Source organism: Actinomadura sp. NBRC 104425 (genome assembly GCF_030269545.1).
In the GTDB taxonomy this organism is placed as follows: domain Bacteria; phylum Actinomycetota; class Actinomycetes; order Streptosporangiales; family Streptosporangiaceae; genus Spirillospora; species Spirillospora keratinilytica.
The window spans coordinates 137,465-157,358 of the sequence record NZ_BSTN01000004.1; the positions used below are offsets into that span (position 1 = coordinate 137,465).

General features: G+C 74.4%; 19 protein-coding genes. 8 read left to right on the top strand and 11 right to left on the bottom strand.

Annotated features, from left to right (window positions below):
* Positions 1-311: 311 nt before the first annotated feature.
* The 7 genes from mftF to mftA are packed head-to-tail and all read right to left on the bottom strand — an operon-like array spanning position 312 to position 6,299.
* A complete protein-coding gene (mftF, locus tag QSK22_RS08490) occupies positions 312-1,841 on the bottom strand; it encodes a mycofactocin biosynthesis glycosyltransferase MftF (protein ID WP_285493459.1) in 1,530 nt (509 codons plus the stop codon).
* Positions 1,838-2,653, bottom strand: a complete 816-nt coding sequence (locus QSK22_RS08495) for a mycofactocin-coupled SDR family oxidoreductase (protein ID WP_285493460.1) — start codon at positions 2,651-2,653, stop codon at positions 1,838-1,840. Before QSK22_RS08495 ends, mftF begins: the two co-directional genes overlap by 4 nt.
* Positions 2,650-3,390: a mycofactocin biosynthesis peptidyl-dipeptidase MftE gene (mftE, locus tag QSK22_RS08500; protein WP_285493461.1), complete on the bottom strand. Its 741-nt coding sequence runs from the start codon at positions 3,388-3,390 to the stop codon at positions 2,650-2,652. The genes QSK22_RS08495 and mftE overlap by 4 nt, the downstream gene beginning before the upstream one ends.
* Positions 3,387-4,580 (bottom strand): pre-mycofactocin synthase MftD, encoded by a 1,194-nt coding sequence (gene mftD / locus QSK22_RS08505; protein ID WP_285493462.1) that lies wholly within the window; start codon positions 4,578-4,580, stop codon positions 3,387-3,389. Before mftD ends, mftE begins: the two co-directional genes overlap by 4 nt.
* 3 nt (positions 4,581-4,583) lie before the next feature.
* Positions 4,584-5,867 carry a mycofactocin radical SAM maturase gene (mftC, locus tag QSK22_RS08510; protein ID WP_285493463.1) on the bottom strand — a complete coding sequence of 428 codons (1,284 nt, stop codon included), beginning with the start codon at positions 5,865-5,867 and terminating at the stop codon, positions 4,584-4,586.
* Positions 5,864-6,151, bottom strand: a complete 288-nt coding sequence (mftB, locus tag QSK22_RS08515) for a mycofactocin biosynthesis chaperone MftB (RefSeq protein ID WP_285493464.1) — start codon at positions 6,149-6,151, stop codon at positions 5,864-5,866. The genes mftC and mftB overlap by 4 nt, the downstream gene beginning before the upstream one ends.
* Positions 6,152-6,173: 22 nt before the next feature.
* On the bottom strand, positions 6,174-6,299 hold the full coding sequence (mftA, locus tag QSK22_RS08520; protein WP_285493465.1) for a mycofactocin precursor MftA: 126 nt from the start codon (positions 6,297-6,299) through the stop codon (positions 6,174-6,176).
* A gap of 71 nt (positions 6,300-6,370) precedes the next feature.
* Here mftA and mftR point away from each other — a divergent pair, with 71 nt between their 5' ends.
* Positions 6,371-6,994: a mycofactocin system transcriptional regulator MftR gene (gene mftR / locus QSK22_RS08525; protein WP_285493466.1), complete on the top strand. Its 624-nt coding sequence runs from the start codon at positions 6,371-6,373 to the stop codon at positions 6,992-6,994.
* 57 nt (positions 6,995-7,051) lie between these two features.
* Here the strand turns inward: mftR and QSK22_RS08530 are convergent, their stop codons facing one another.
* The gene (locus QSK22_RS08530; protein ID WP_285493467.1) at positions 7,052-8,176 is read right to left on the bottom strand and encodes a sporulation protein; all 1,125 of its coding nucleotides are present in this window, start codon (positions 8,174-8,176) and stop codon (positions 7,052-7,054) included.
* Between the two features lie 239 nt (positions 8,177-8,415).
* Between QSK22_RS08530 and QSK22_RS08535 the strand changes: the two genes are divergently transcribed.
* From QSK22_RS08535 to QSK22_RS08545, 3 genes are read left to right on the top strand one after another with little or no spacing between them, the layout of a single operon-like run.
* A complete protein-coding gene (locus QSK22_RS08535; protein ID WP_285493468.1) occupies positions 8,416-9,114 on the top strand; it encodes an AAA family ATPase in 699 nt (232 codons plus the stop codon).
* Positions 9,115-9,173: 59 nt separating this feature from the next.
* Positions 9,174-9,548: a BlaI/MecI/CopY family transcriptional regulator gene (locus tag QSK22_RS08540; RefSeq protein ID WP_285493469.1), complete on the top strand. Its 375-nt coding sequence runs from the start codon at positions 9,174-9,176 to the stop codon at positions 9,546-9,548.
* Positions 9,545-10,432, top strand: coding sequence for a M56 family metallopeptidase (locus QSK22_RS08545; protein WP_285493470.1), 888 nt, complete (start codon positions 9,545-9,547; stop codon positions 10,430-10,432). Before QSK22_RS08540 ends, QSK22_RS08545 begins: the two co-directional genes overlap by 4 nt.
* Before the next feature lie 23 nt (positions 10,433-10,455).
* On the opposite strand, the gene QSK22_RS08550 is transcribed toward QSK22_RS08545, so the two are convergent.
* Positions 10,456-11,256 (bottom strand): thioesterase family protein, encoded by an 801-nt coding sequence (locus QSK22_RS08550; protein ID WP_285493472.1) that lies wholly within the window; start codon positions 11,254-11,256, stop codon positions 10,456-10,458.
* Between the two features lie 69 nt (positions 11,257-11,325).
* Complete coding sequence (locus QSK22_RS08555; protein ID WP_285493473.1) at positions 11,326-11,769, bottom strand: DUF7144 family membrane protein; 444 nt, start codon at positions 11,767-11,769, stop codon at positions 11,326-11,328.
* A gap of 332 nt (positions 11,770-12,101) precedes the next feature.
* Between QSK22_RS08555 and QSK22_RS08560 the strand changes: the two genes are divergently transcribed.
* From QSK22_RS08560 to QSK22_RS08570, 3 genes are all read left to right on the top strand, one after another.
* Positions 12,102-15,614, top strand: coding sequence for an indolepyruvate ferredoxin oxidoreductase family protein (locus QSK22_RS08560; protein ID WP_285493474.1), 3,513 nt, complete (start codon positions 12,102-12,104; stop codon positions 15,612-15,614).
* Positions 15,615-16,124: 510 nt separating this feature from the next.
* Entirely contained in the window at positions 16,125-16,454 is a 330-nt protein-coding gene (locus QSK22_RS08565; RefSeq protein WP_285493475.1) for a hypothetical protein, read from the top strand.
* Positions 16,454-16,954: a hypothetical protein gene (locus tag QSK22_RS08570; RefSeq protein WP_285493476.1), complete on the top strand. Its 501-nt coding sequence runs from the start codon at positions 16,454-16,456 to the stop codon at positions 16,952-16,954. Before QSK22_RS08565 ends, QSK22_RS08570 begins: the two co-directional genes overlap by 1 nt.
* Positions 16,955-17,368: 414 nt before the next feature.
* Here the strand turns inward: QSK22_RS08570 and argG are convergent, their stop codons facing one another.
* The gene (argG, locus tag QSK22_RS08575) at positions 17,369-18,829 is read right to left on the bottom strand and encodes an argininosuccinate synthase (protein ID WP_285493477.1); all 1,461 of its coding nucleotides are present in this window, start codon (positions 18,827-18,829) and stop codon (positions 17,369-17,371) included.
* Between the two features lie 88 nt (positions 18,830-18,917).
* Here argG and QSK22_RS08580 point away from each other — a divergent pair, with 88 nt between their 5' ends.
* On the top strand, positions 18,918-19,880 hold the full coding sequence (locus tag QSK22_RS08580) for a DUF6891 domain-containing protein (protein ID WP_285493478.1): 963 nt from the start codon (positions 18,918-18,920) through the stop codon (positions 19,878-19,880).
* Positions 19,881-19,894: the final 14 nt, after the last annotated feature.

Here is a 19,894-nt window from a genome sequence, read left to right on the forward strand (position 1 = left end):
TCGCTGTCCACGCGGCCGGTGGTCGGCGACTGGGGCTGGACGGCGGTCGCGACGGGCGGGCAGCAGATCGTCGATCCGGCGTACGCCCGCCCCGGGCTGCTGATCCTCGCGGCCGGGGTGCTCGCCGCGGCGTGGTGGTGGCGCAGGGCCGACCCGGCCGTGCTCACGGCCGCGCTGCTGCTGGCCTTCCTGATCGCCACGCACCGGTTCGGCACCCAGTACCTGGCCTGGCCGATGCCGTACCTGATCGCCCTGGCCGGCCGCGGCACCTGGCCCGCCGTCGCCGTGTCCGGGCTCTGGGCCGGGTTCGGCTACCTGGTCACCACCCGCCTCGACGCGCCCGCCTGGCGGGACGCCCACGTGTGGTGGTCGCTGTCCTCGCTGGTCGTCATCGCCGTGCTCGTCCGCGCGCTGCCGCCCCGCGACCTCGGCACCCCCGGGAAGTCCGGGAGCAGCGAGCGGAGCGACCCGGCCCGCAGGGCGGCCGCCCAGACGCCCGCGCCGTAGGCCAGGTCGTCCAGCCGGCGGGCCAGCACGAAGCGCACCGGATCGAGGCCGGGGGAGACGCGCAGGTACTCGGCGACGCCGTCGGCGACGGCGGCGACCGCCACGGCGCGCCGGGCGCGGCGCGAGAACAGGCAGGCGGCGAGGCTGAGCGGCCACCAGTGCCGCAGCAGCAGGGCGCTGGTCTGCCCGGCGGTGCCGAGCAGCCCGAACCGGACGAGGTCGGCCGCCAGGCGGCGCGGACGGCCGCTGCCGGAGACGGTGCGCGACAGCCGCGCGAACGCGACGGCCGCCGCACCCGCCGCCACCGGCACCGACCAGCGCCGCTGGGCGAGGACCGCCGCCGCGGCGGCGGCGCTCCACGGGGTCAGCACGGCCGGGGCCACCAGCGCGCCGTGCCGCAGGGCCAGCGGGTGCGCCCCGGTGCCGTAGTAGGCCTTGCGGCGCAGCCAATCGGCCAGCCGGGTGCGGTGGTCGTGCCGGGCGGTGGCGGCGGGCTCGTAGCGCACCTGCCAGCCCCGGGCGGCCAGGCGCCACACCAGGTCGACGTCCTCGGCGACGCGCATGCCGTCGGTGAAGCCCCCGCCGAGGGCGTCGACCCGGGCCACCAGGCACGCGCTGGGCACCCAGCTGACCGCGGAGCGGGGGTGGACCAGCGCGGGCTCCGGGCCCAGGTCGAGGGACGACCGGGCGTCCTCGTAGCGGGAGATCCAGTTCTTTTCGCCCCGGCCGGGCAGCCCCAGGATCCGCGGAGCGGCGGCGGCGACGCGGGGATGGTGGAAATGCCGCAGCAGCGTGGCGAGCGCCTCAGGGGCGACGACCACGTCGGAGTCGACGAACGCCGCGAACGGGGTGCCGACCTTCGCCAGCCCGGCGTTGCGCGCCCCGGCGGGCCCCAGGTTGCGGTGCAGCGCGACCAGTTCGGCGCCGTGCCGGGCCGCCACCCGGGCGACGGCCCGCGGGTCGTCGGAGCAATCGTCCACGACGACGGCGCGGACGCGGCCCGCCAGGCCCGTCAGCAGCCGGTCCAGCGCGGCGGCGCGGTCGCGCACCGGCACGACGACCGTGACCCGCGACAGGTCCACCGGGGGCAGCTCGGCCACCACCGGGTCCGCCGCGCCGACGGCCAGCAGCCGCTCGGCGAGCCGCTGCGACAGCCGGTCGGTCACCTCGACGCGGCGGCCGTGCAGCAGCGCCGCCGCCCGCCGGTTCAGGCGCAGCAGCCGCACGGGCGCGCCGCCCACCAGGGTGCGGCCGCCGTCGTACACGCGGACGCGGCGGCCGAGTTCCACGACGAAGCCGTACGGCGGGCCGGGCGGGGCCGTGGCGCGGCTCATCCCCGGAAACCGCCCTCCGCGCCGATGACGGTGCCGGTCGCGACGCCGCCGGCCCGCGAGCAGCAGAACGCGATCACCTCGGCGATCTCGGCGGGCTCGATCAGCCGCCCGGTCAGCTGGGACGCCGCGAACGACTCCGCGCCGTCCAGCCCGTACAGGGCCGCCGTGGCCGACAGCATCGACGTGCGGGTCGAGCCGGGGGAGACGGCCACGGCGGTCGCACCGGTGCCCGCCAGGTCGGCGGCCAGCCCCCGGACGAGCCCGATCACGGCGTGCTTGGCCATGCCGTAGCCGGACAGGTGGTACAGCCCGCGCGTCCCGGCGGCCGAGGCGACCGCGACGAAGCGGCAGCCGCCGGGGTCGGGGCCGGCCAGCATGCGCGGCACGGTGACGGCGGCGGTGTTCCACACGCCCATGACGTCCACGTCCCACAGCGCCCGCACGTGCGATTCGGGCGTCTCCCACAGCGGCCGCCCCCCGGAGATCACGGCCGCGGCCGCCACGGCGGCGTCGATCCGGCCGAACCGCTCCACGGCCGTCGCCGCGGCGCGGTCCAGGGCGGTGCGGTCGCGGACGTCCGCGACCACCGCGACGACCTGGTCCGGATGCTCGTCGCGCAGGGCGTCCAGCTCGTCCTTGCCCGCGAGCGGGTAGGCCACCCCCGGCAGGTCGCCGGGGACGTCCCCGGCGCAGCAGTCCACGGCGACGACCCGGTAGCCGCGCCCGCACAGGGCCCGGACGGTGGCGGCGCCGATGCCCCGGGCGGCGCCGGTGACCAGCGCGACCCGCTCCTCCTCGGACGCGGGGCTCATCTGCGGCCCGCCCGGATGCGGCGCAGGCGGCCGTCGGCGCCGGGCGCACCGCCGTCGATCAGCGCGCACACCTCCTCGACCATCCGCCGCAGCACCCGCTCGCCCTCGGCGGCGGTGGCGGCGGTCGGGTCGCCGAGCACGCCCGACGGCGACACCGCGGCGACGCCCCCGGCGGCCATCGCGGGCAGCAGCTCGGCGACGGGCGCGGTGTTGCCGGGCGCGGCGCGCGCCATGTCCACCCGGTCGGGGGCCAGGTGCAGCATGAGCGAGGTCTCGGTGAACCCGGCGTGCGCGTCGGCGCCTTCGGCCCGGCACGGCGCCCACGCCACCCGGTGCCCCTCCCGCCGCATCCGCGCGACCGCGTCCGGCAGGCTCGGCAGGTTGCCGCCGTGCGCGTTGACGAACACGGTCCGCCCGCACCACGCCGACAGCGACCGCACCATCTCGACCAGCACCGACCGCAGCGCCTGGTGGCCGATGGAGACCGTCCCGGGGAACGACTGGTGCTCGCCGCTGGCCGCGTAGGCGACCGGCGGCGCGACCAGCACCGGCTCGTCCGGACGGCGCCGCGCCAGCTCGTCGGCCGCGCCCTCGGCCACCGCCGCCGCGATCACCGTGTCGGTGTCCAGCGGCAGATGCGGCCCGTGCTGCTCGAACGACCCCACCGGGACCAGGACGAGCGCCCTTTCGGGCACCTGCGGCCAGGACCGCCGCGCCAGCAGCGTCCGGCCGCTCATCGCCCGTCCGGCCCGGGCGCGGCGCCGAGCGTGCGGGTGAAGCCCTCGGGCACCAGCACGTCGTCGGGCGTCAGGTCGTGGATCGATGAGCGGCCCAGCCCGAGCAGCGCCGAGTCGATGCCGCCGCGCAGGATGTCCAGCACGTTCTCCACCCCGGCCTGACCGGCGGCGGCCAGCCCCCACAGGTACGCGCGGCCGATCATGACGGCGCGGGCGCCCAGCGCCAGCGCCTTCACCACGTCGCCGCCCCGCCGCACGCCGCCGTCCATCAGCACCTCCACCTGGTCGCCGACGGCGGCCGCGATGGACGGCAGCACCCGGATCGGCGCGGGCGTGCCGTCCAGGTTGTTGCCGCCGTGGTTGGACACCGAGATGGCGGTGACCCCGGCGTCGACGGCGCGGCGGGCGTCGTCAACCCGGCAGATGCCCTTGAGCATGAACGGCCCGTCCCACCGCCGTCGCATCCAGGCGATGTCGTCCCAGGTCGGCGGGGGAGTGCGCATCCATTCGCCGTACGCACCGAAGAACGTGGGCGCGGGCTGCCCCGGCTCGGCGAGGTTCGGCACCGTCAGCTCGGGCAGGCGGCGCGACCGGGCGTACCCGGCCAGCCAGGCGGGCCGCGCCAGCGCCTGCGGCGCCAGCCGCGCCATGGCCCTCAGGTCGAGCCGCTCGGGGATCCAGGGGCTGCCCCAGTCCCGGCCGTTGGAGAACGACCAGTCCAGCGTGACGATCAGGCCCGCCGCGCCGGCCTGCCGGGCGCGCTCCATCCGCCGGACCATCCAGTCCCTGGACCCCATCCAGTACATCTGGAAGAAGGTCTGCGAGTTGGCCGCGACGACCTCCTCGATCGGCTTGCTCGCGAACGAGCTGAGCCCCATCGCCGTGCCGCGCGCGGCGGCGGCCCGCGCCACCGCGACCTCGCCGTCGGGGTGCACCGCCTGCACCCCGGTCGGGGAGATGACCACGGGCAGCGAGACCGGCTGCCCCATGACGGTGGTCTGCTGGTCGCGCTTGGCCGACAGGTCCGCGACGTGCGGCGCGAACCCCAACTCGGCGAACGCGGCCATGTTGTCCCGGTACGACGTGCCCCGCTCGGACCCGGCCAGCAGCGCCGAGTACACCGACCGGGGAAGCCTGCGGCGGGCCCGCCGCTGGGCCTCGAGGACCGTCTCGAACCACGCGTCGCCCATGCGCTACCTCTCAGCTGTCTCAGGGGATGTCATCTCGGTGGCCGTGAAACCGGCCAGGGGGCTCTCCTGGCAGGGGGACGCCGGCGGCGCCGCCGGTTCGGGGCGCCTGCCGATCCGCACCGGCACGGGCCCGGGGGAGCGCCGCTTCCGGGGCGCGGTGCGGTGGGAGTGGTCCCGGCCGGGCGCGGGCACCGTCCGCCGCGGATCGGCCAGCGCCGGCTCGCCGTGGCCCTGGACGCACTCGGGGTCGGGCCCGTCCAGCGGCAGGCCCGTGAAGAACTTGGCCGCCATGCACCCGCCCCGGCACGCGTCGTAGAACCGGCAGGACGCGCAGGCACCGCCGTCCTGCGGCGCGCGGAGCCGCGCGAACAGCTCCGAGGTGCGCCACACCCGGGCGAAGCCCCCGTCGGTCAGGACGTTGCCCGCGCGGAAGGCGTCGTGGATGGCGAACGGGCAGGCGTACACGTCGCCGACCGGGTCGATCAGGCACACCACGCGCCCGGCCCCGCACATGTTCAGGCCCGGCAGCTTCCCGCCGAACCCGGCCAGATGGAAGAACGAGTCGCCGGTGAGGACGTTCTCGCCCGCCCGCACCAGCCAGTCGTACAGCTCGCGCTGCTGGGCCGGGGTGGGGTGCAGGTCGTCCCACACGTCGGCGCCCCGGCCGGACGGGCGCAGCCGCGTCAGCCGCAGCGTGGCGCCGTGCTCGTCGGCGATCCGCTTGAACTCGTCCAGCTGCGGCACGTTGTGCCGGGTGACGACGACCGACAGCTTGGCGTCCCGGAACCCGGCCGCGGCCAGGTTGTCCAGCGCGCGCATCGCGGTGTCGAACGACCCCGGCCCGCGCACCCGGTCGTTGACCTCGGCGGTGGCGCCGTCGAGCGACACCTGCACGTCCACGTAGTCAGTGGACGCCAGGTAGCGGGCGCGCGCGGGGTCGATGCGCACGCCGTTGGTGGAGAACTTCACGCCGACGTGGTGGTCGACGGCGTATTCCAGCAGGTGCCAGAAGTCCGGGCGGACGGTCGGCTCGCCGCCGCCGATGTTGACGTAGAACACCTGCATCGCCTGCAGTTCGTCGATGACCGCCTCGCACTTCTCGGTGGTCAGCTCGCGCGGGTCGCGCCTGCCGGACGACGACAGGCAGTGCACGCACGACAGGTTGCAGGCGTAGGTCAGTTCCCAGGTCAGGCAGATCGGCGCGTCCAGCCCGCGTTCGAACGTCTCGATCAGCGAGCCGGAGGCGGAGCCGACCGCGCCGTTCGCCTCGGCCGTCGTGTCGGTCATGGCGCCTCTCCCGTGGTGTCGCGTTGGCGGATCATGTCGGCGTCGGCGAGGCCGCGCAGCGCCCTGGCGTAGGCGCCCCACTGGGCGGCGGGCACGCCCGCCCGCTCCAGCGCGGTCCGGGCGTCGGGCGCGCCGCCCAGGCCCTGGACGACCTCCACGAGCTCCCTGCGCTTGAGGAAGGTCAACCGCCGGTTGCCGAAGTGGTAGGCCAGCGCCCCGAACGGTTCGGGGCGCAGCGCCACCGACGGTGACAGCTCCCATGCCTGGTCGAGGATGTCGGCCACGGTCGGCTCCCCGGTGCGGGCGTCAGTAGACGCCGCACATGCCGTCGATCGAGACCTCCTCGATCAGCGACTCCTCCTCCACCGCCTCGGCCGCCGCGTCGTCGACCTGCGGGGCGGTCTCCTCGACCGACATCATGGGCTCGGGCATGACGCCTCCTCGGCTCGGCTGGACTTGTCATGCACACTAATGGCACTGAGGGTCAAAAAGAAGGGGGCGCAGTGCGGTCAGCAACCCGGCGTCCGAAGGGGCGTCCGCCCGCCACCGATCATGCCGCGATCGAACGGGCGGCGTTCGCGCTCTTCACCGAGCGGGGCTTCGAGGCCACCACCCTGGACGCGATCGCCGAGGCGGCGGGCATCGGGCGGCGCACGCTGCTGCGCTACTACCCGTCCAAGAACGACATCCCGTGGGGGCAGTTCGACGAGAGCCTCGCCGACCTGCGCGCGTCGCTGGCGGCCATGCCGCACGACATCCCCGTCTACGAGGCGGTGCACCGCGCCGTGCTCGCCTTCAACCACGTGGACGAGGCGGCCGTGCCCCAGCACCGGCAGCGCATGACGCTGCTGCTGCGCACGCCCGCCCTGCAGGCCCACTCGGCGCTGAAGTACCGGCAGTGGCGCGAGGTCATCACCTGCTACGTCGCCGGCCGCCTGGGCCTGCCCCCCGACGCCCTGCTGCCGCGTGCCGTGGGGAACGTCACCCTCGCGCTGGCCCTGTCCGCCTACGAGGAGTGGCTGGCGCACGAGGACCGCACGATCGAGGAGTGCCTCGACGAGGCGCTGTCCGGCCTGCGCGCCTACTTCGCCGGCGCGGTCGGCCGGCCCCGCCACGCACGCGCGTGACCGGCGGCCGGACGGCCGCCGGTCACGGTAGAGCGCTGCGGGGGTCGTTGCGCGGTGTCAGTCCTCGTCCTCGAAGGCCTCGACGGCCTCTTCGTAGGCGTCCTCGTAAGCGTCCTCGTAGGCCTGCTCGTAGGCGGCCTGCTGGTAGGCGTCCTGGATCGCCTGCTGCTGCGCCTCGGCCATGGCCTCGGCGAGGGCGTCGCCGCCGTCGTCGCCGTCGCCGTCGTCGTCATCGTCGTCATCGAGCAGTTCGTTGACGACCGCGCCGGCCACGAAACCGGCGGCCGCGCCCGCCGCGACCCCGCCCCAGCCCGGGCCGCCGTGGCCGTGCGACCCGTGGTGGACGTCGTGGTGCACACCGTGATGGACGTCGTGGTGGACGGGGGCGAATCCGCCGTGGCCCCCGTGCAGGTGCCCGGCGACGGCGCGCAGCCAGTTCTCCAGCTCCTGCTCCCAGGCCATGTGCAGCGCCTCGTCGTGCGAGACGTGGAAGCGGCCGAACACGTCGTCGCCCTCGGCGAAGATGGTGCCGCGGCGGTCGGCCTCCAGCACCACCGCCAGCTCGTGCGGGCTCGCCACGAACGTCAGCTCGACCTCGTTGATCTGCCCGCCGTACTGCGGCGGCGCGTAGAACTCGATCTCCTGGTAGAAGGGCAGCTCCTGGTGCACCCCGGCGATGTGGCCCTGCTCGACGTCGGCGCTCTTGAACTGGAAGCCCAGCGCGCCGAACGCGTCGAGCACGCGCTGCTGCGACGGCAGCGGGCCGATCGAGACCGGGTCCAGGTCGCCGGCGTCCCTCGCCCCGGCGATCTCCAGCTCCGTGCGCACGCCCATGGCCATGCCGTGCAGGTGCTGTCCGTACACCTCGGTGAGCGGAAGCTCCCACGGCAGCGGCATCTGGAAGGGGATGGAGTGGTACTGCCCGGCCCCCAGGTGGAAACCGCCGGCGATCGCGCCCCGGTAGAACTCCACGCCCGCGGCGCCCTCGTGGTCGCCGTGCTCGAACTCGACGTTGGTGACCAGGCTCAGCACCACCTGCTGGACGTGCACGTCGTGGTCGCCGCCCTGGATGGTGACCTCCCCGGGCAGGTGCCCGCCCGGACGGCCGTGCGACTCGTGCAGCACCGTCTCCACCGAAGGCCCGCCCACCCCGAAGGCTCCGAGCAGCCGCTTGAAAACCATGGTTCCCCTCATCTGTCGTCGTTGACGGTCGCGGGCCCGCCGGCAACTATCTACGACACTTGTAGCACAAAGGTGGGGGACCAACCACCGATTCCCCGCGGGGGCGCCGCGCGGCCCGGCGCCGGGCCGCGCGGCACGGGCTGCTACCTTGGCTACTACAAAAGTAGTTCGTGGGTCGGCCGTGCCGCTCCGCCCGCTCCGGGGCGGGTTCGCCGTCCCCCCGCGGGGGAGCCGAACAGGTGGACAGTCAGCGCGTGCCCGGGGTGGACGACGCCCTCCCGAACGCCCTCCAAGCGGTGGCCGCGGACGCCTCCGGGCCGGCGCTCCACAGGCCGATGACCGACCTGCGCGCCGGACGCGGCACCGGGCTCCGCCGCGCGCGCCTGACGTTCGCGGCCGGCGACGTGGTCGTGGTCTCGGGCCTGCCCGGCAGCGGGAAGAGCACGCTCATCAGGCGGGTCGTGCCGGCCCGCGACGGGCGGGGCCGCCCGGTGCACACGATCGACGCGCAGGACGTCCGCGAGGCATGGGAGCGATGGCTGCCGTCCTGGCTGCCGTACGCGGTCTACCGTCCGGGCGTCCGCGCCGCGCACTACGCGCGGCTGGGGCGCGCACTGCGGTCCGGAGACAGCGTCGTGGTGCACGACTGCGGCGCCAACGGGTGGGTGCGCCGGTGGGCGGCGCGGTGCACGCGCCGCCGCGGGCGCCGCCTGCACCTGGTGCTGATGGACGTGCCGCCGCGGCAGGCCCTGCACTGGCAGGTGCTGCGCGGACGCACCGTGCCGCCCCGCGCGTTCGCCCGGCACCGCCGTGCGATCAGGCGGCTCGTCGCCGGGGCGGAGGCCGGACGGCTCCCCGGCGGCTGCGCCTCGGTCGTGCTGCTGGACCGCGCGGCCGCCGCCGCGCTGCGCACGATCGCGTTCGGTGGCGCGCAGTGAACGGCGGGCGGACGGCCGGTTACCCTTCCCGGTACGCATTCGACCTTGGAGGTGGACCCGTGGCGAGACGACCGCTGGGGCAGTTGGAGGCCGAGGTGCTGGCCGCTCTTGCCGCCGCCGGCGGTCCGGTCAGCACCGCCGACCTGCGGGCCCGCATCCCCGGGGAGCCGGCCTACACGACCGTCAACACCATCCTGTTCCGCCTGCACGCCAAGCACCTGGTCACCCGGGTGCGGCAGGGGCGGCACTACCTGTACCGGCTGGCGGTGGACGAGTCGCGCCTGGTGGCCGACCGGATGCGCGACCACCTGCGGCACGCCAGCGACCCGTCCAGCGTGCTGAGCCGCTTCGTGCAGAGCCTGACCGCCGAGGAGGCGGACGCGCTGCGCGCCGTCCTGCGGCGGTCCGGCGGCGAGCCCGAGGCCCCGGCGTGATCTGGCCGCTGACGTTCCTGCCCGCGGCGCTGGCGCTGGTGCTCGGCGTCGCGGTGAGCGTGGCGCCGCTGCCGCTGCATCCGGCCTGGTCGGCGCGGGTGCTGGCGGTGGTCGCCGGCGCCAGTGCGGTGGCCGTCGCCGGCACGCTGGTGTTCGTCGGCCTCAACTACGCCGCCACCCTGGCCCCGGGCCTGGCCGACCGGTACCTGCCCGAGTGGGCGCTGTTCGGCGACGACCAGCCGGTGCCCGCCGCCCTCGGCGTCCCGGCGCTGGCGCTCACGGCGCTGACCGCCGCCGTCGCCGTGCGGCTGGCGGTCCGCTGGGCCGCCGAGGTGCGGCACGCCCAGCGCGGCGCCGGCGAGGTGGTGCAGTCGGACGTTCCGCTCGCGCTGGCGGTCCCCGGCCGGGACGGCGGCGTGCTCGTCTCGCGCGGGCTGCTGCGCGTCCTCGACGGCATCGGGCTGCGGGTGGTGTTCGAGCACGAGGCCGCCCACCTGCGGCACCGCCACCACCGCTACCTGGCGGTCGGCGCGCTGGCCGCCGGCACGCTGCCGGTGCTGCGCCGGCTGAACGCCCGCCTGCGCTTCGCGCTGGAGCGCTGGGCCGACGAGGACGCCGCCGAGGCCGTCGGCGACCGTACGCTGGTCGCGCACACCATCGCCCGCGTCGCCCTGGCCCGGGCGGAGGCCGAGGCGTCCTCCTCGCCGCTGCCCGCGTTCACCGACTCGGGCGTCGTCCAGCGCGTGCAGGCGCTGCTGGCCGCCCCGCCCAGCAAGAACACCATCACCGGCCCGGTCCTGCTGACGGGCGTCGGCACCGCCACCGGGCTGCTGGCCTCGGCCGCCTGGCAGCTGGACCGCGCCTTCGGCCTGAGCATCCTGTGACCCGGTGACGCGCGCCGGGCGCGTCAGGGGCGCTGTTCGTCCACCAGCAGGGTCTGCAGGACCTGGCCGAACTCGCCGGAGGCGTCGGCCAGGGAGGCCTGGGCCAGGCCGCTGCCGCGCGGGCTTGCATGGACCCGGGCGTCCATGCAGATCCACTCGCCGACCGGGTCGCGGTGCAGCGCCACGGTGACGTCGGTGTTGATGACCTGCAGTTTGGCGAAGTCGTGCTGGGCGCCCACCCCCGAGGCGCTGTCGGCCAGCACGAGCGCGCGCACGAGCGGCGTGTCGTCCTCTCCGGCGACCAGGGGCACGCGCGCACGCGCCCACGTCCGGCCCGGGCCGCGCCCGGTGAACGAGCCCTCGGTGTAGCGCCACTCCATCGCCGACAGGTAGCCGCCCAGGTGCGCCCCGGGCCAGGCGGCCACGGCCTGGGGCGCGGCGGGCAGCGGGGGAGGGGCCGGCGCGTGGTCGGTCGGCTCGATGTGGTCGGGGGCGGCGACGATCCGCCAGCCGGTGGCGCGGGCGACCGGGCGCTCGTCGTGGAACAGCTCGCCTTCCAGCATGCTGACCCGCCGCCCCGGGCGCACCGTGCGGACGGCCACCCGCAGCGGCGCCACGGGCACCGGGGTGAGGATTTCCACCGTGACCCGCGCGACCCGCGTCCCCGGCACGGGGTCGTGCCGTTCGAAGGCCCGCCCCAGCAGCGCCGAGACCGGGCCGCCGTGCTGCAGGCCGGGCGACCACGGCCCGGCCGTGGCGGCGGTGCCGGCGAAGCGGTCCTCGTCGAGCGGCTCGTAGAACGTCTCGGCCGGCGGCGTGTCCACCTGATCTCCTTCCGATAGGTAGAACGCCATTCTAGCGACCATCCGCCAATTTGCTGCCGGCCGCGGCCGTCACGGGCCCGAGCGCATGCCCGTGCGGACGGCCTCGCGCTGGCCGTACACGCACAGCGCCCAGATCACGAAGACGTCCAGGGCGATCATCACAATCGACCACGTCGGGTAGTACGGCAGGAACAGAAAGTTCGCCACCGCGCTGACCACCGCCATGCCGATGCCGACGATACGGGCCAGCAGCCGGCCGGCCATGATCCCCCAGCCGATCAGCACCAGCAGGACCCCGATCACGATGTGGATCCACCCCCACGCGGTCACGTCCACCGAGAACGCGTAATCGGCGGTGACCACGAAGAACTCGCCCCGGGCGAGCGCGGCGATCCCGGCGATCAGCTGGAAGATCCCCACCGTGATCAGCAGGATGCCCGCGAACAGCACGACCCCGAGGGCCCACCCGAGCCGTCGCTCCGAGGTCGCGGTCGTGTCCGGTTTGTCGGCCATGGCGGCTCTCCTCGCATGTCGTGGAGCGGGGTGAGGCGGCGTCCGGCCGGGGTGTGCCCGGTCACATGAGCCGGACGGCTCTCTTCCCCCGTCGGGCAGCCGTTTCGGAGTCGTCTACCCCCGGTGCGGGGAGTTAGCCGGACGCACGGGCCCGCCGGCGTCGGGGCGGCGCGGCATGCGGTCGCGCGTCCGCCGTTCGAGGGCGATCGGCGTCTCGGTGCTGGTGACGCGCTGACTGCGGTGAATCTCATGATCGGAATCCAGCCGCGCCGCGACCGCGGTGCGGCATGCTAACGCAACGGATCCCAGTGCGGAACGCCGCTGAGGTTCCTATGCTTGCGTCTTTGGGCGCAAAGTCCGATGCGGTGTTGCGTGCGGCGATCGTCGTTTGCTGTTCTCTCACCGACGAGAGGAGTCCGGTCGTGGGCGCGTACACACTGGAAGACCGTTACCTGCGCGAGGACGGCGAGGTCTATCTCACCGGCATCCAGGCCCTGGTGCGGGTCCTGTTCGACCGGGTGCGGCACGACCGGCGCGCGAACGGGAGATCGACGTCGGTGTTCGTCTCCGGCTACGAGGGCTCCCCGCTGGGCGGCTACGACCTGGAACTGGCCAGGCGCGGCCGCCTGCTCGACGAGTACCGCGTGGTGCACCGGCCCGGACTGAACGAGGAACTGGCCGCCACCTCGGTGATGGGCAGCCAGCTCGCCGCCGGGCTCGGCCTGCGCACCGACGGCGTCGCCGGGTTCTGGTACGGCAAGGCGCCCGGACTGGACCGCGCCACCGACGCCCTGCGGCACGCCAACATGGCCGGGGCCGACCCGAACGGCGGCGCGGTGGCGCTGGTCGGCGACGACCCCAACGCCAAGTCCTCCACCATCCCCTCGGCCTCCGAACTCGCCCTGGCCGACCTGGCCATCCCGGTGCTGTTCCCCGCGGACCCGCAGGACATCCTGGACTTCGGCCGACATGCGGTGGAGCTGTCGCGGGCCAGCGGGCTGTGGTCGGCGCTGAAGGTCGTCTCCAACGTCGCCGACGCCGCCGCCACGGTCACGGTGAACGCCGAGTGGACGCCCCCCGCGATGCCCGACGGCGCCTACCGGCACAAGCCCAGCGGCCGCCTGCTCGGCCAGGAGCTCGCCGGCCTGGAACGCGGCCTGCACGAGGTGCGGCTGCCGCTGGCGCTGGAGTACATCCGGGCGAGCGGCCTCAACCGCATCGTCCACCGCGGCGACCGCGACCGGATCGGCATCGTCACGGCCGGGAAGGCCTACCTGGACGTCCGCCAGGCGCTGCGGATCCTCGGGCTGGACGACGCCGCCCTGGCCCGCTCCGGCATCCGCCTGCTCAAGCTCGGCGCGATCTACCCGCTGGAGCCGCAGACCATGCGCGAGTTCGCCGCCGGGCTCGAGGAGATCGTGGTCGTCGAGGAGAAGCGCGCGTTCCTCGAACCCGCGGTGAAGGAGGTGCTCTACGGCCTGCGCGACGCCCCCGAGATCCACGGCAAGGACCTCTTCAGCCCGCTCGGGGAACTGGACCCGGACCTGATCGCCAAGGGGCTGCGCGGGCGGCTGGCCCGCCACGCCGAACTCGCCCCGCCGCCGGCGCGCAGGCGCGAGCGCATCTCTCTTCCGCTGCTCGCCCGCACCCCGTACTTCTGCTCCGGCTGCCCGCACAACTCCTCCACCAGGACCCCGGAGGGGACCATCGTCGGAGCCGGCATCGGATGCCACACCATGGCGCTGTTCATGGACCCCGAGACCGTCGGCGACGTCGTGGGGCTGACCCAGATGGGCGGCGAGGGCACGCAGTGGATCGGCATGGCGCCGTTCGTCGACGCCCGGCACTTCGTGCAGAACATCGGCGACGGCACCTTCACCCACTCCGGCAGCCTCGCCGTCCGCGCGGCCGTCGCCGCCGGCGTGAACATCACCTACAAGCTGCTGTACAACTCGGCCGTCGCGATGACCGGCGGGCAGGACGCGGTCGGCGCGCTGCCCGTGCACAAGGTCGCCGAGCTGCTGCTGCTCGAAGGCGCCGCCAAGGTCGTCATCACCAGCGCCGAGCCGCGCCGGCTGCGGCGCGCCGCGCGCGTCAAGGGCGTCGAGGTGCGCCACCGCAGCGAACTGCGGCGCACCCAGGAGGAGCTCGCCGCCATCCCCGGGGTGACCGTCCTCATCCACGAGCAGGAGTGCGCGGCGGAGAAGCGCCGCAAGCGGCGCCGCGGCAAGGCGCCCACCCCCGCGCGCAGGGTGTTCGTCAACGAGCGCGTCTGCGAGGGCTGCGGCGATTGCGGCGGCAAGTCCAACTGCCTGTCGGTGCAGCCGGTCGCGACCGAGTTCGGCCGCAAGACCGCGATCCACCAGTCGTCGTGCAACCTCGACTACTCCTGCCTCGACGGGGACTGCCCGTCCTTCCTGACCGTGGAGCCGGGCGGACGGCGGCCGCGCCGCACCTTCGCCGAGCTGCCCGCGGACGCCGTGCCAGAACCCGACCGGCGCACCGGCGCAGGCGGCGGCTTCACCGTCCGCATCGCCGGCATCGGCGGCACCGGAGTCGTCACCGTCGCGCAGATCCTGGCCACCGCCGCGTTCCTGGACGGTCGGCACGTGCGCACGCTCGACCAGACCGGGCTCGCCCAGAAGGGCGGCGCCGTCGTGTCCGATGTCAAGGTCACCGCGGCCCCGGTGGAGCAGGCGGCCAAGCTCGCCGCGGGCGAATGCGACCTGTACCTGGCGTGCGACGCGCTGGTCGGCGCCGACCCGGCGCACCTGCGCGCCGCCGACCCGGCCCGGACCACCGCCGTGGTGTCCACCACCGAGGTCCCGACCGGACGCATGATCGCCGACCCGTCCGTGACGTTCCCGGACGCCTCGCGCATCCGCGCCACCCTGGACGCCGCGACCGCCCGCGCGTACTACCTGGACGCCCGCGGCCTGGCCGAGACGCTGTTCGACGACGACCAGTACGCCAACATCCTCCAGCTCGGCGCCGCCTACCAGACCGGCGCGCTCGGCGTCACCGCCGCGAGCATCGAACGGGCCATCGAGCTCAACGGCACCGCCGTCGCCGCCAACCTCCAGGCGTTCCGCCGCGGCCGCCAGGCCGTGGCCGACCCCGACGGCCTGCGCCGGGAACTGGCACCGCAGGAGGCACCGCGGCCGGAACCGGAGAGCGCGCCGAAGGTCCGCTCCCTGGTCGCCGCCGAACCCGGCACCGAACTGGCCCGGATCCTCGATGTGCGCGTCCCCGACCTCGTCGAGTACCAGAACGCCGACTACGCCGCCGAGTACGCCCGGTTCGTCGAGCGCGTGCGCGGCAGGGCCCCGCACGTCGCCGAGGCGGTGGCGCGCAACCTGTACAAGCTCATGGCGTACAAGGACGAGTACGAGGTCGCCCGGTTGAGCCTGGACCCGCGGCTGCGGGCCGAGATCGCCGACCGCTTCGGCGACCGGGCGCGGGTGGCCTACCGCCTGCACCCGCCGATCCTGCGCGCCCTCGGGTTCAAGCGCAAGATCGCTTTCGGTCCGTGGTTCAACGGCGTGTTCCGGGTGCTGCGGGCGATGCGCCGCCTGCGCGGCACCCCGTTCGACCCGTTCGGCCGCACCCGGGTGCGGCGCACCGAGCGCGCGCTCGTCGCCGAGTACCGCCGGGCGATCGAACGCGCCCTCGACGCCGCGCCCGACCACCCGCTGCTGGCCGAGCTCGCCGAGCTGCCGGACATGGTCCGCGGCTACGAGGAGATCAAGCTCGGCAACGTCGCCCGGTACCGGGCCCGGCAGGCCGAGCTGCTGGCCGCCATCGAGTCCGGCGACCGGAGCCCGGCGGGCGCCTCGTCGTCCTGATCCGCAGTCCGGCCCGCCGCGGGGCGCGGCGGGCCGCCGCGCCCCGCGGCGCGCATCAAAGCGGCTCGCCGCGCACCCCGGAACCGCCTTAACGGAAAGGAGACTGCAGCACGACCGAAAAAGCGCGCATAATCTGACCTATACGTGGCCAGGGGTAGGTGGAGTCCGGATGCTCCCCGACCGCGCAACCGGCACGCGACAGGCCGGCACCGGCATCCGCACCGATTCGCGCCGTTTTCTTCGTGCTCGGGGTGGCCGGAACGGTCGCGGATCGGTCTGCGCGGCGTCCGGCGGCGGTCGATACCGCCTTAACATCCGGAAATCGACGCACCCGGTGTGCCGACACGGCGACACATGTGGTACGTGTTCACCTGACCAGTGGCGGTCACTGGTCCATCCTTGTCACAGCGTGTCCGATCGGACGGGCACCGGTCACGCAGTGATCTTGCGTGGCAACATTGGAGCGAGTGCACAGTGGAAAGTGCACAGTCCTCGAAGGGATCCGAACACATGGCAACGCGACCGCACATGGCGAAGCTGGACGATGTCACCAAGTTCGCCGAAGGGCTGTCCAACGACTACCTGATGTGCCGCACCTGGGCGCACGCGTGGGACCCGCGCACCTCCGCGGTGCAGCGCGCCAACGGCCGCATCCACTGGACGGTGGAGTGCTCCACCTGCGGCACCATCCGCACCCGTGTCATGACACCCAGCGGCGGCATCGTCGGTAACCGCTACAGCTACCCCGAGGGCTACCAGTCCGGTGGCATCGGCCGGATCGGGCAGCGCGGCCTGGCCGCCATCCGCATGGAGTCGCTGAAGCGAATCGGTGGCGTCTGATGCAGGAAGTGTTGATCGTCACTTACTGCGACCGCTGCTACCAGGACGATCAGACCAAGAACGACGCCGCGCACACCGTCGAGGTGAGCATCGGCACCGACCAGGCCAGGCTCGACCTGTGCCCGCGCTGCGACGAGGAGCTGCTGGCGCCGCTGCGGGAACTGCTGCGCACCCGCGGCCCCGCGCAGCGGGCACTGGAGAAGGCCGCCGGCAACGGGGCCGAGCAGCGCCCCGCCCGGGTCCGTCCGGACGTCTCGGTGCGCTGCGGGGAGTGCGACACGCAGATCGCGCTGCGCAACCGCGGCAGCCACAGCCGCGCGAGCCACGGCTGCGACCCGCAGGAGATCCAGTGGTACTTCGGTGACGACGTCACCGAGGTGTGGGCCTGCTCCTGCGGCCTGGCGTTCCCCAACGAGCACGGCCGGACGACCCACGCGCACCGCGTCGGTCACCCGCTGCCCGAGGCCACCGGTCCCCAGGCACCGCCCCGCGCCGCCTGACCGCGCCGCTTGACGGGGCGGTGCCGCCGGGCCCCATGCCGACGACGCCGCGTGTCATCGACACCGCCGCGCGTGGCCGCTCACACGCGCGGCGGGACGGACGAACACCGCGGCTCGGCGCCGGGCGCCGGAGCGGACGCCGGTCTCCAGGAACGATGAGCGCAGGGAGCGGCCGCCGGCGGGCCCGCCGGCGGTCACCCGACCGGTGCCGAGGTGCGGGACGACCGCCCGGCGGCCGCTCCCGATGACCAGGCCGAGCGGCCGGAGGGCGCCGCGGCGGTCAGCCGCACCGCGCATCCCCTCCGGTGCCCGCGCCCGCCTCGGGCCGAAACGACGCCGGCCCGGTCGCCCCACCACGTGGTGGTCGGGACGACCGGGCCGGCGTCTGCGTGTCAGGGCCCCTGGGCGCGCGGATCAGTCGGTGCCGGACTCCATGGCGGCGTGGTCGAGCATCTCGTCGTCGGACGGGACCGCGGCCGAGACGTCACCGCGGGAGGCGATCGCCGCGGCGCCGCCCTCGGGCATCGCGCCGATCAGCCCGGTCGAGGCCGCCTGCGCGGCGCCGACCAGCGGCGGCTGCGCGCTGCCGACCATCCCCAGCGCGGCGTACTGCTCCAGCTTGGCGCGCGAGTCGGCGATGTCGAGGTTGCGCATGGTGAGCTGGCCGATGCGGTCGACCGGCCCGAAGGCCGAGTCCTCGGTGCGCTCCATGGACAGCTTGTCGGGGTGGTAGCTGAGCGCCGGCCCGGTGGTGTCGAGGATGGAGTAGTCCTCGCCGCGCCGCAGCCGCAGCGTCACCTCCCCGGTGACCGCCGCCGCCACCCAGCGCTGCAGCGACTCGCGCAGCATCAGCGCCTGCGGGTCCAGCCAGCGGCCCTCGTACAGCAGCCGGCCCAGCCGCCGCCCCTCGTTGTGGTAGATGGCGAGGGTGTCCTCGTTGTGGATCGCGTTGACCAGCCGCTCGTAGGCCGCGTGCAGCAGCGCCATGCCCGGCGCCTCGTAGATGCCGCGGCTCTTGGCCTCGATCACCCGGTTCTCGATCTGATCGGACATGCCCAGGCCGTGCCGGCCGCCGATGGCGTTGGCCTCCAGCACCAGGTCGACGGGGGAGGCGAACTCCTTGCCGTTGATGGTCACCGGCCGGCCCTGCTCGAAGCCGATGGTGACGTCCTCGGTGGGGATCTCCACGTCCGGGTCCCAGAACCGCACGCCCATGATCGGCTCGACGATCTCGATGCCGGCGTCGAGATGCTCCAGCCTCTTGGCCTCGTGGGTGGCGCCCCAGATGTTGGCGTCGGTGGAGTAGGCCTTCTCGGTGCTGTCGCGGTAGGGCAGGTCGTGGGCGAGCAGCCACTGCGACATCTCCGTGCGGCCGCCGAGCTCGCTGACGAAGTCGGCGTCCAGCCACGGCTTGTAGATGCGCAGGGACGGGTTGGCCAGCAGCCCGTACCGGTAGAACCGCTCGATGTCGTTGCCCTTGAAGGTGGAGCCGTCGCCCCAGATCTGCACGTCGTCCTCGAGCATGGCGCGCACCAGCAGGGTGCCCGTCACGGCCCGGCCGAGCGGCGTGGTGTTGAAGTAGGCGCGGCCGCCGGAGCGGATGTGGAACGCTCCGCAGGCCAGCGCCGCCAGGCCCTCCTCGACGAGGGCGGTCCGGCAGTCGACCAGCCGGGCGATCTCGGCGCCGTAGGTGGTGGCGCGCCCGGGCACCGAGGCGATGTCGGGCTCGTCGTACTGGCCGACGTCGGCGGTGTAGGCGCAGGGGATCGCGCCCTTCTCGCGCATCCACGCGACCGCGACCGAGGTGTCGAGGCCACCGGAGAAGGCGATCCCGACACGTTCACCGACAGGCAGGGAAGTGAGCACCTTGGACACGAGTACAAGTATGCATGCCAATGCATGATCATGCAACTCGATCGCATTGCGGAGCGGAGTGTCGGTGGGGGAGTCGGTAATCGGCGGCATGATCGATGAAAGGCGGCAGGACGACCTGCGGCAGTACGTCCGGCTCCTGCTCGCGTTGGGCGAGGAAGACTTCGACGGCATCGTGCAGAACGGCACCGAGTACCTGGACGACGCCCCCGGCGCCGAGGCGCCGGCCCGGCGGCTCGCCGAGGAGGAGTTCGCCGGATACCTGGCCGACCAGCGGACCTGGCCGGAGGTGCTCGAATCCGACCGGCTGCTGCGCGCGTTCCGCGACCTCGACCTCGCGGGGATCGTGGCCAGGGTCGACTTCACCTGCTGCCAGAGCTGCGGGGTCTGCGAGATCGGCGACGAGGTGCCCGACGACGAGCACCACGCCTACCGCGGCTACGTCTTCTGCCACCGGCAGGACATGCACGGCGCCGTGCACGGCGACGGGCTGTACCTCTCCTACGGCGTCTTCACCGACGCCCCCGTGCAGGTGCCCGGCGGCTCGGCCGCCATCGGTGAGGAGGTCGCCGCGGCGCTGCGCCGCCACGGCCTGCAGGTGGACTGGGGCGGGGACCCCGGCAAGCGGATCGGCGTGCCCCTCACCTGGCGTCGCCGCCGCTTCGGCCGGTTCGCCGTCTGGCCGGGCGGCCCCGCGCCCGCCGCCGCCCCCGGGCCCGGCGGCCTGTCCGTCAGCTACTGCGACCACCGGCGGGGCCACCACGAGGACCGGCCCGTGCCGGTGTCACTGGCGGAGGCGCGCACCGTCCTGCACGCCCTGACCCCCTGGGAGAACAACTTCGCCGTCTTCGAGGGCCGGTCGGGCGAGGTCGTGCAGATGCGCTGGAAGAAGGGGCGCCGGCTGTGGCTGGAGAGCCCCGACCCGGCCGCCCGCTGCTCACGCGGACGTCACGTCACCCCTGACGAGGCCGACGACCTGGTGACCGCCCTGGCCCGCGAGGACCGGGTGGCCCTCGACCGCCTGGGCGAGGTGGAGACCGTCCCCTGGGGCTGACCCGCGCCGGACCG

Coding starts and splice junctions, on each gene's coding strand:
- mftF (WP_285493459.1), bottom strand. CDS start 1,841: ATGAGCCGCGCCACGGCCCCGCCCGGCCCGCCGTACGGCTTCGTCGTG.
- QSK22_RS08495 (WP_285493460.1), bottom strand. CDS start 2,653: ATGAGCCCCGCGTCCGAGGAGGAGCGGGTCGCGCTGGTCACCGGCGCC.
- mftE (WP_285493461.1), bottom strand. CDS start 3,390: ATGAGCGGCCGGACGCTGCTGGCGCGGCGGTCCTGGCCGCAGGTGCCC.
- mftD (WP_285493462.1), bottom strand. CDS start 4,580: ATGGGCGACGCGTGGTTCGAGACGGTCCTCGAGGCCCAGCGGCGGGCC.
- mftC (WP_285493463.1), bottom strand. CDS start 5,867: ATGACCGACACGACGGCCGAGGCGAACGGCGCGGTCGGCTCCGCCTCC.
- mftA (WP_285493465.1), bottom strand. CDS start 6,299: ATGCCCGAGCCCATGATGTCGGTCGAGGAGACCGCCCCGCAGGTCGAC.
- QSK22_RS08530 (WP_285493467.1), bottom strand. CDS start 8,176: ATGGTTTTCAAGCGGCTGCTCGGAGCCTTCGGGGTGGGCGGGCCTTCG.
- QSK22_RS08555 (WP_285493473.1), bottom strand. CDS start 11,769: ATGGCCGACAAACCGGACACGACCGCGACCTCGGAGCGACGGCTCGGG.
- QSK22_RS08560 (WP_285493474.1), top strand. CDS start 12,102: ATGCTTGCGTCTTTGGGCGCAAAGTCCGATGCGGTGTTGCGTGCGGCG.
- QSK22_RS08565 (WP_285493475.1), top strand. CDS start 16,125: ATGGCAACGCGACCGCACATGGCGAAGCTGGACGATGTCACCAAGTTC.
- QSK22_RS08570 (WP_285493476.1), top strand. CDS start 16,454: ATGCAGGAAGTGTTGATCGTCACTTACTGCGACCGCTGCTACCAGGAC.
- QSK22_RS08580 (WP_285493478.1), top strand. CDS start 18,918: ATGATCGATGAAAGGCGGCAGGACGACCTGCGGCAGTACGTCCGGCTC.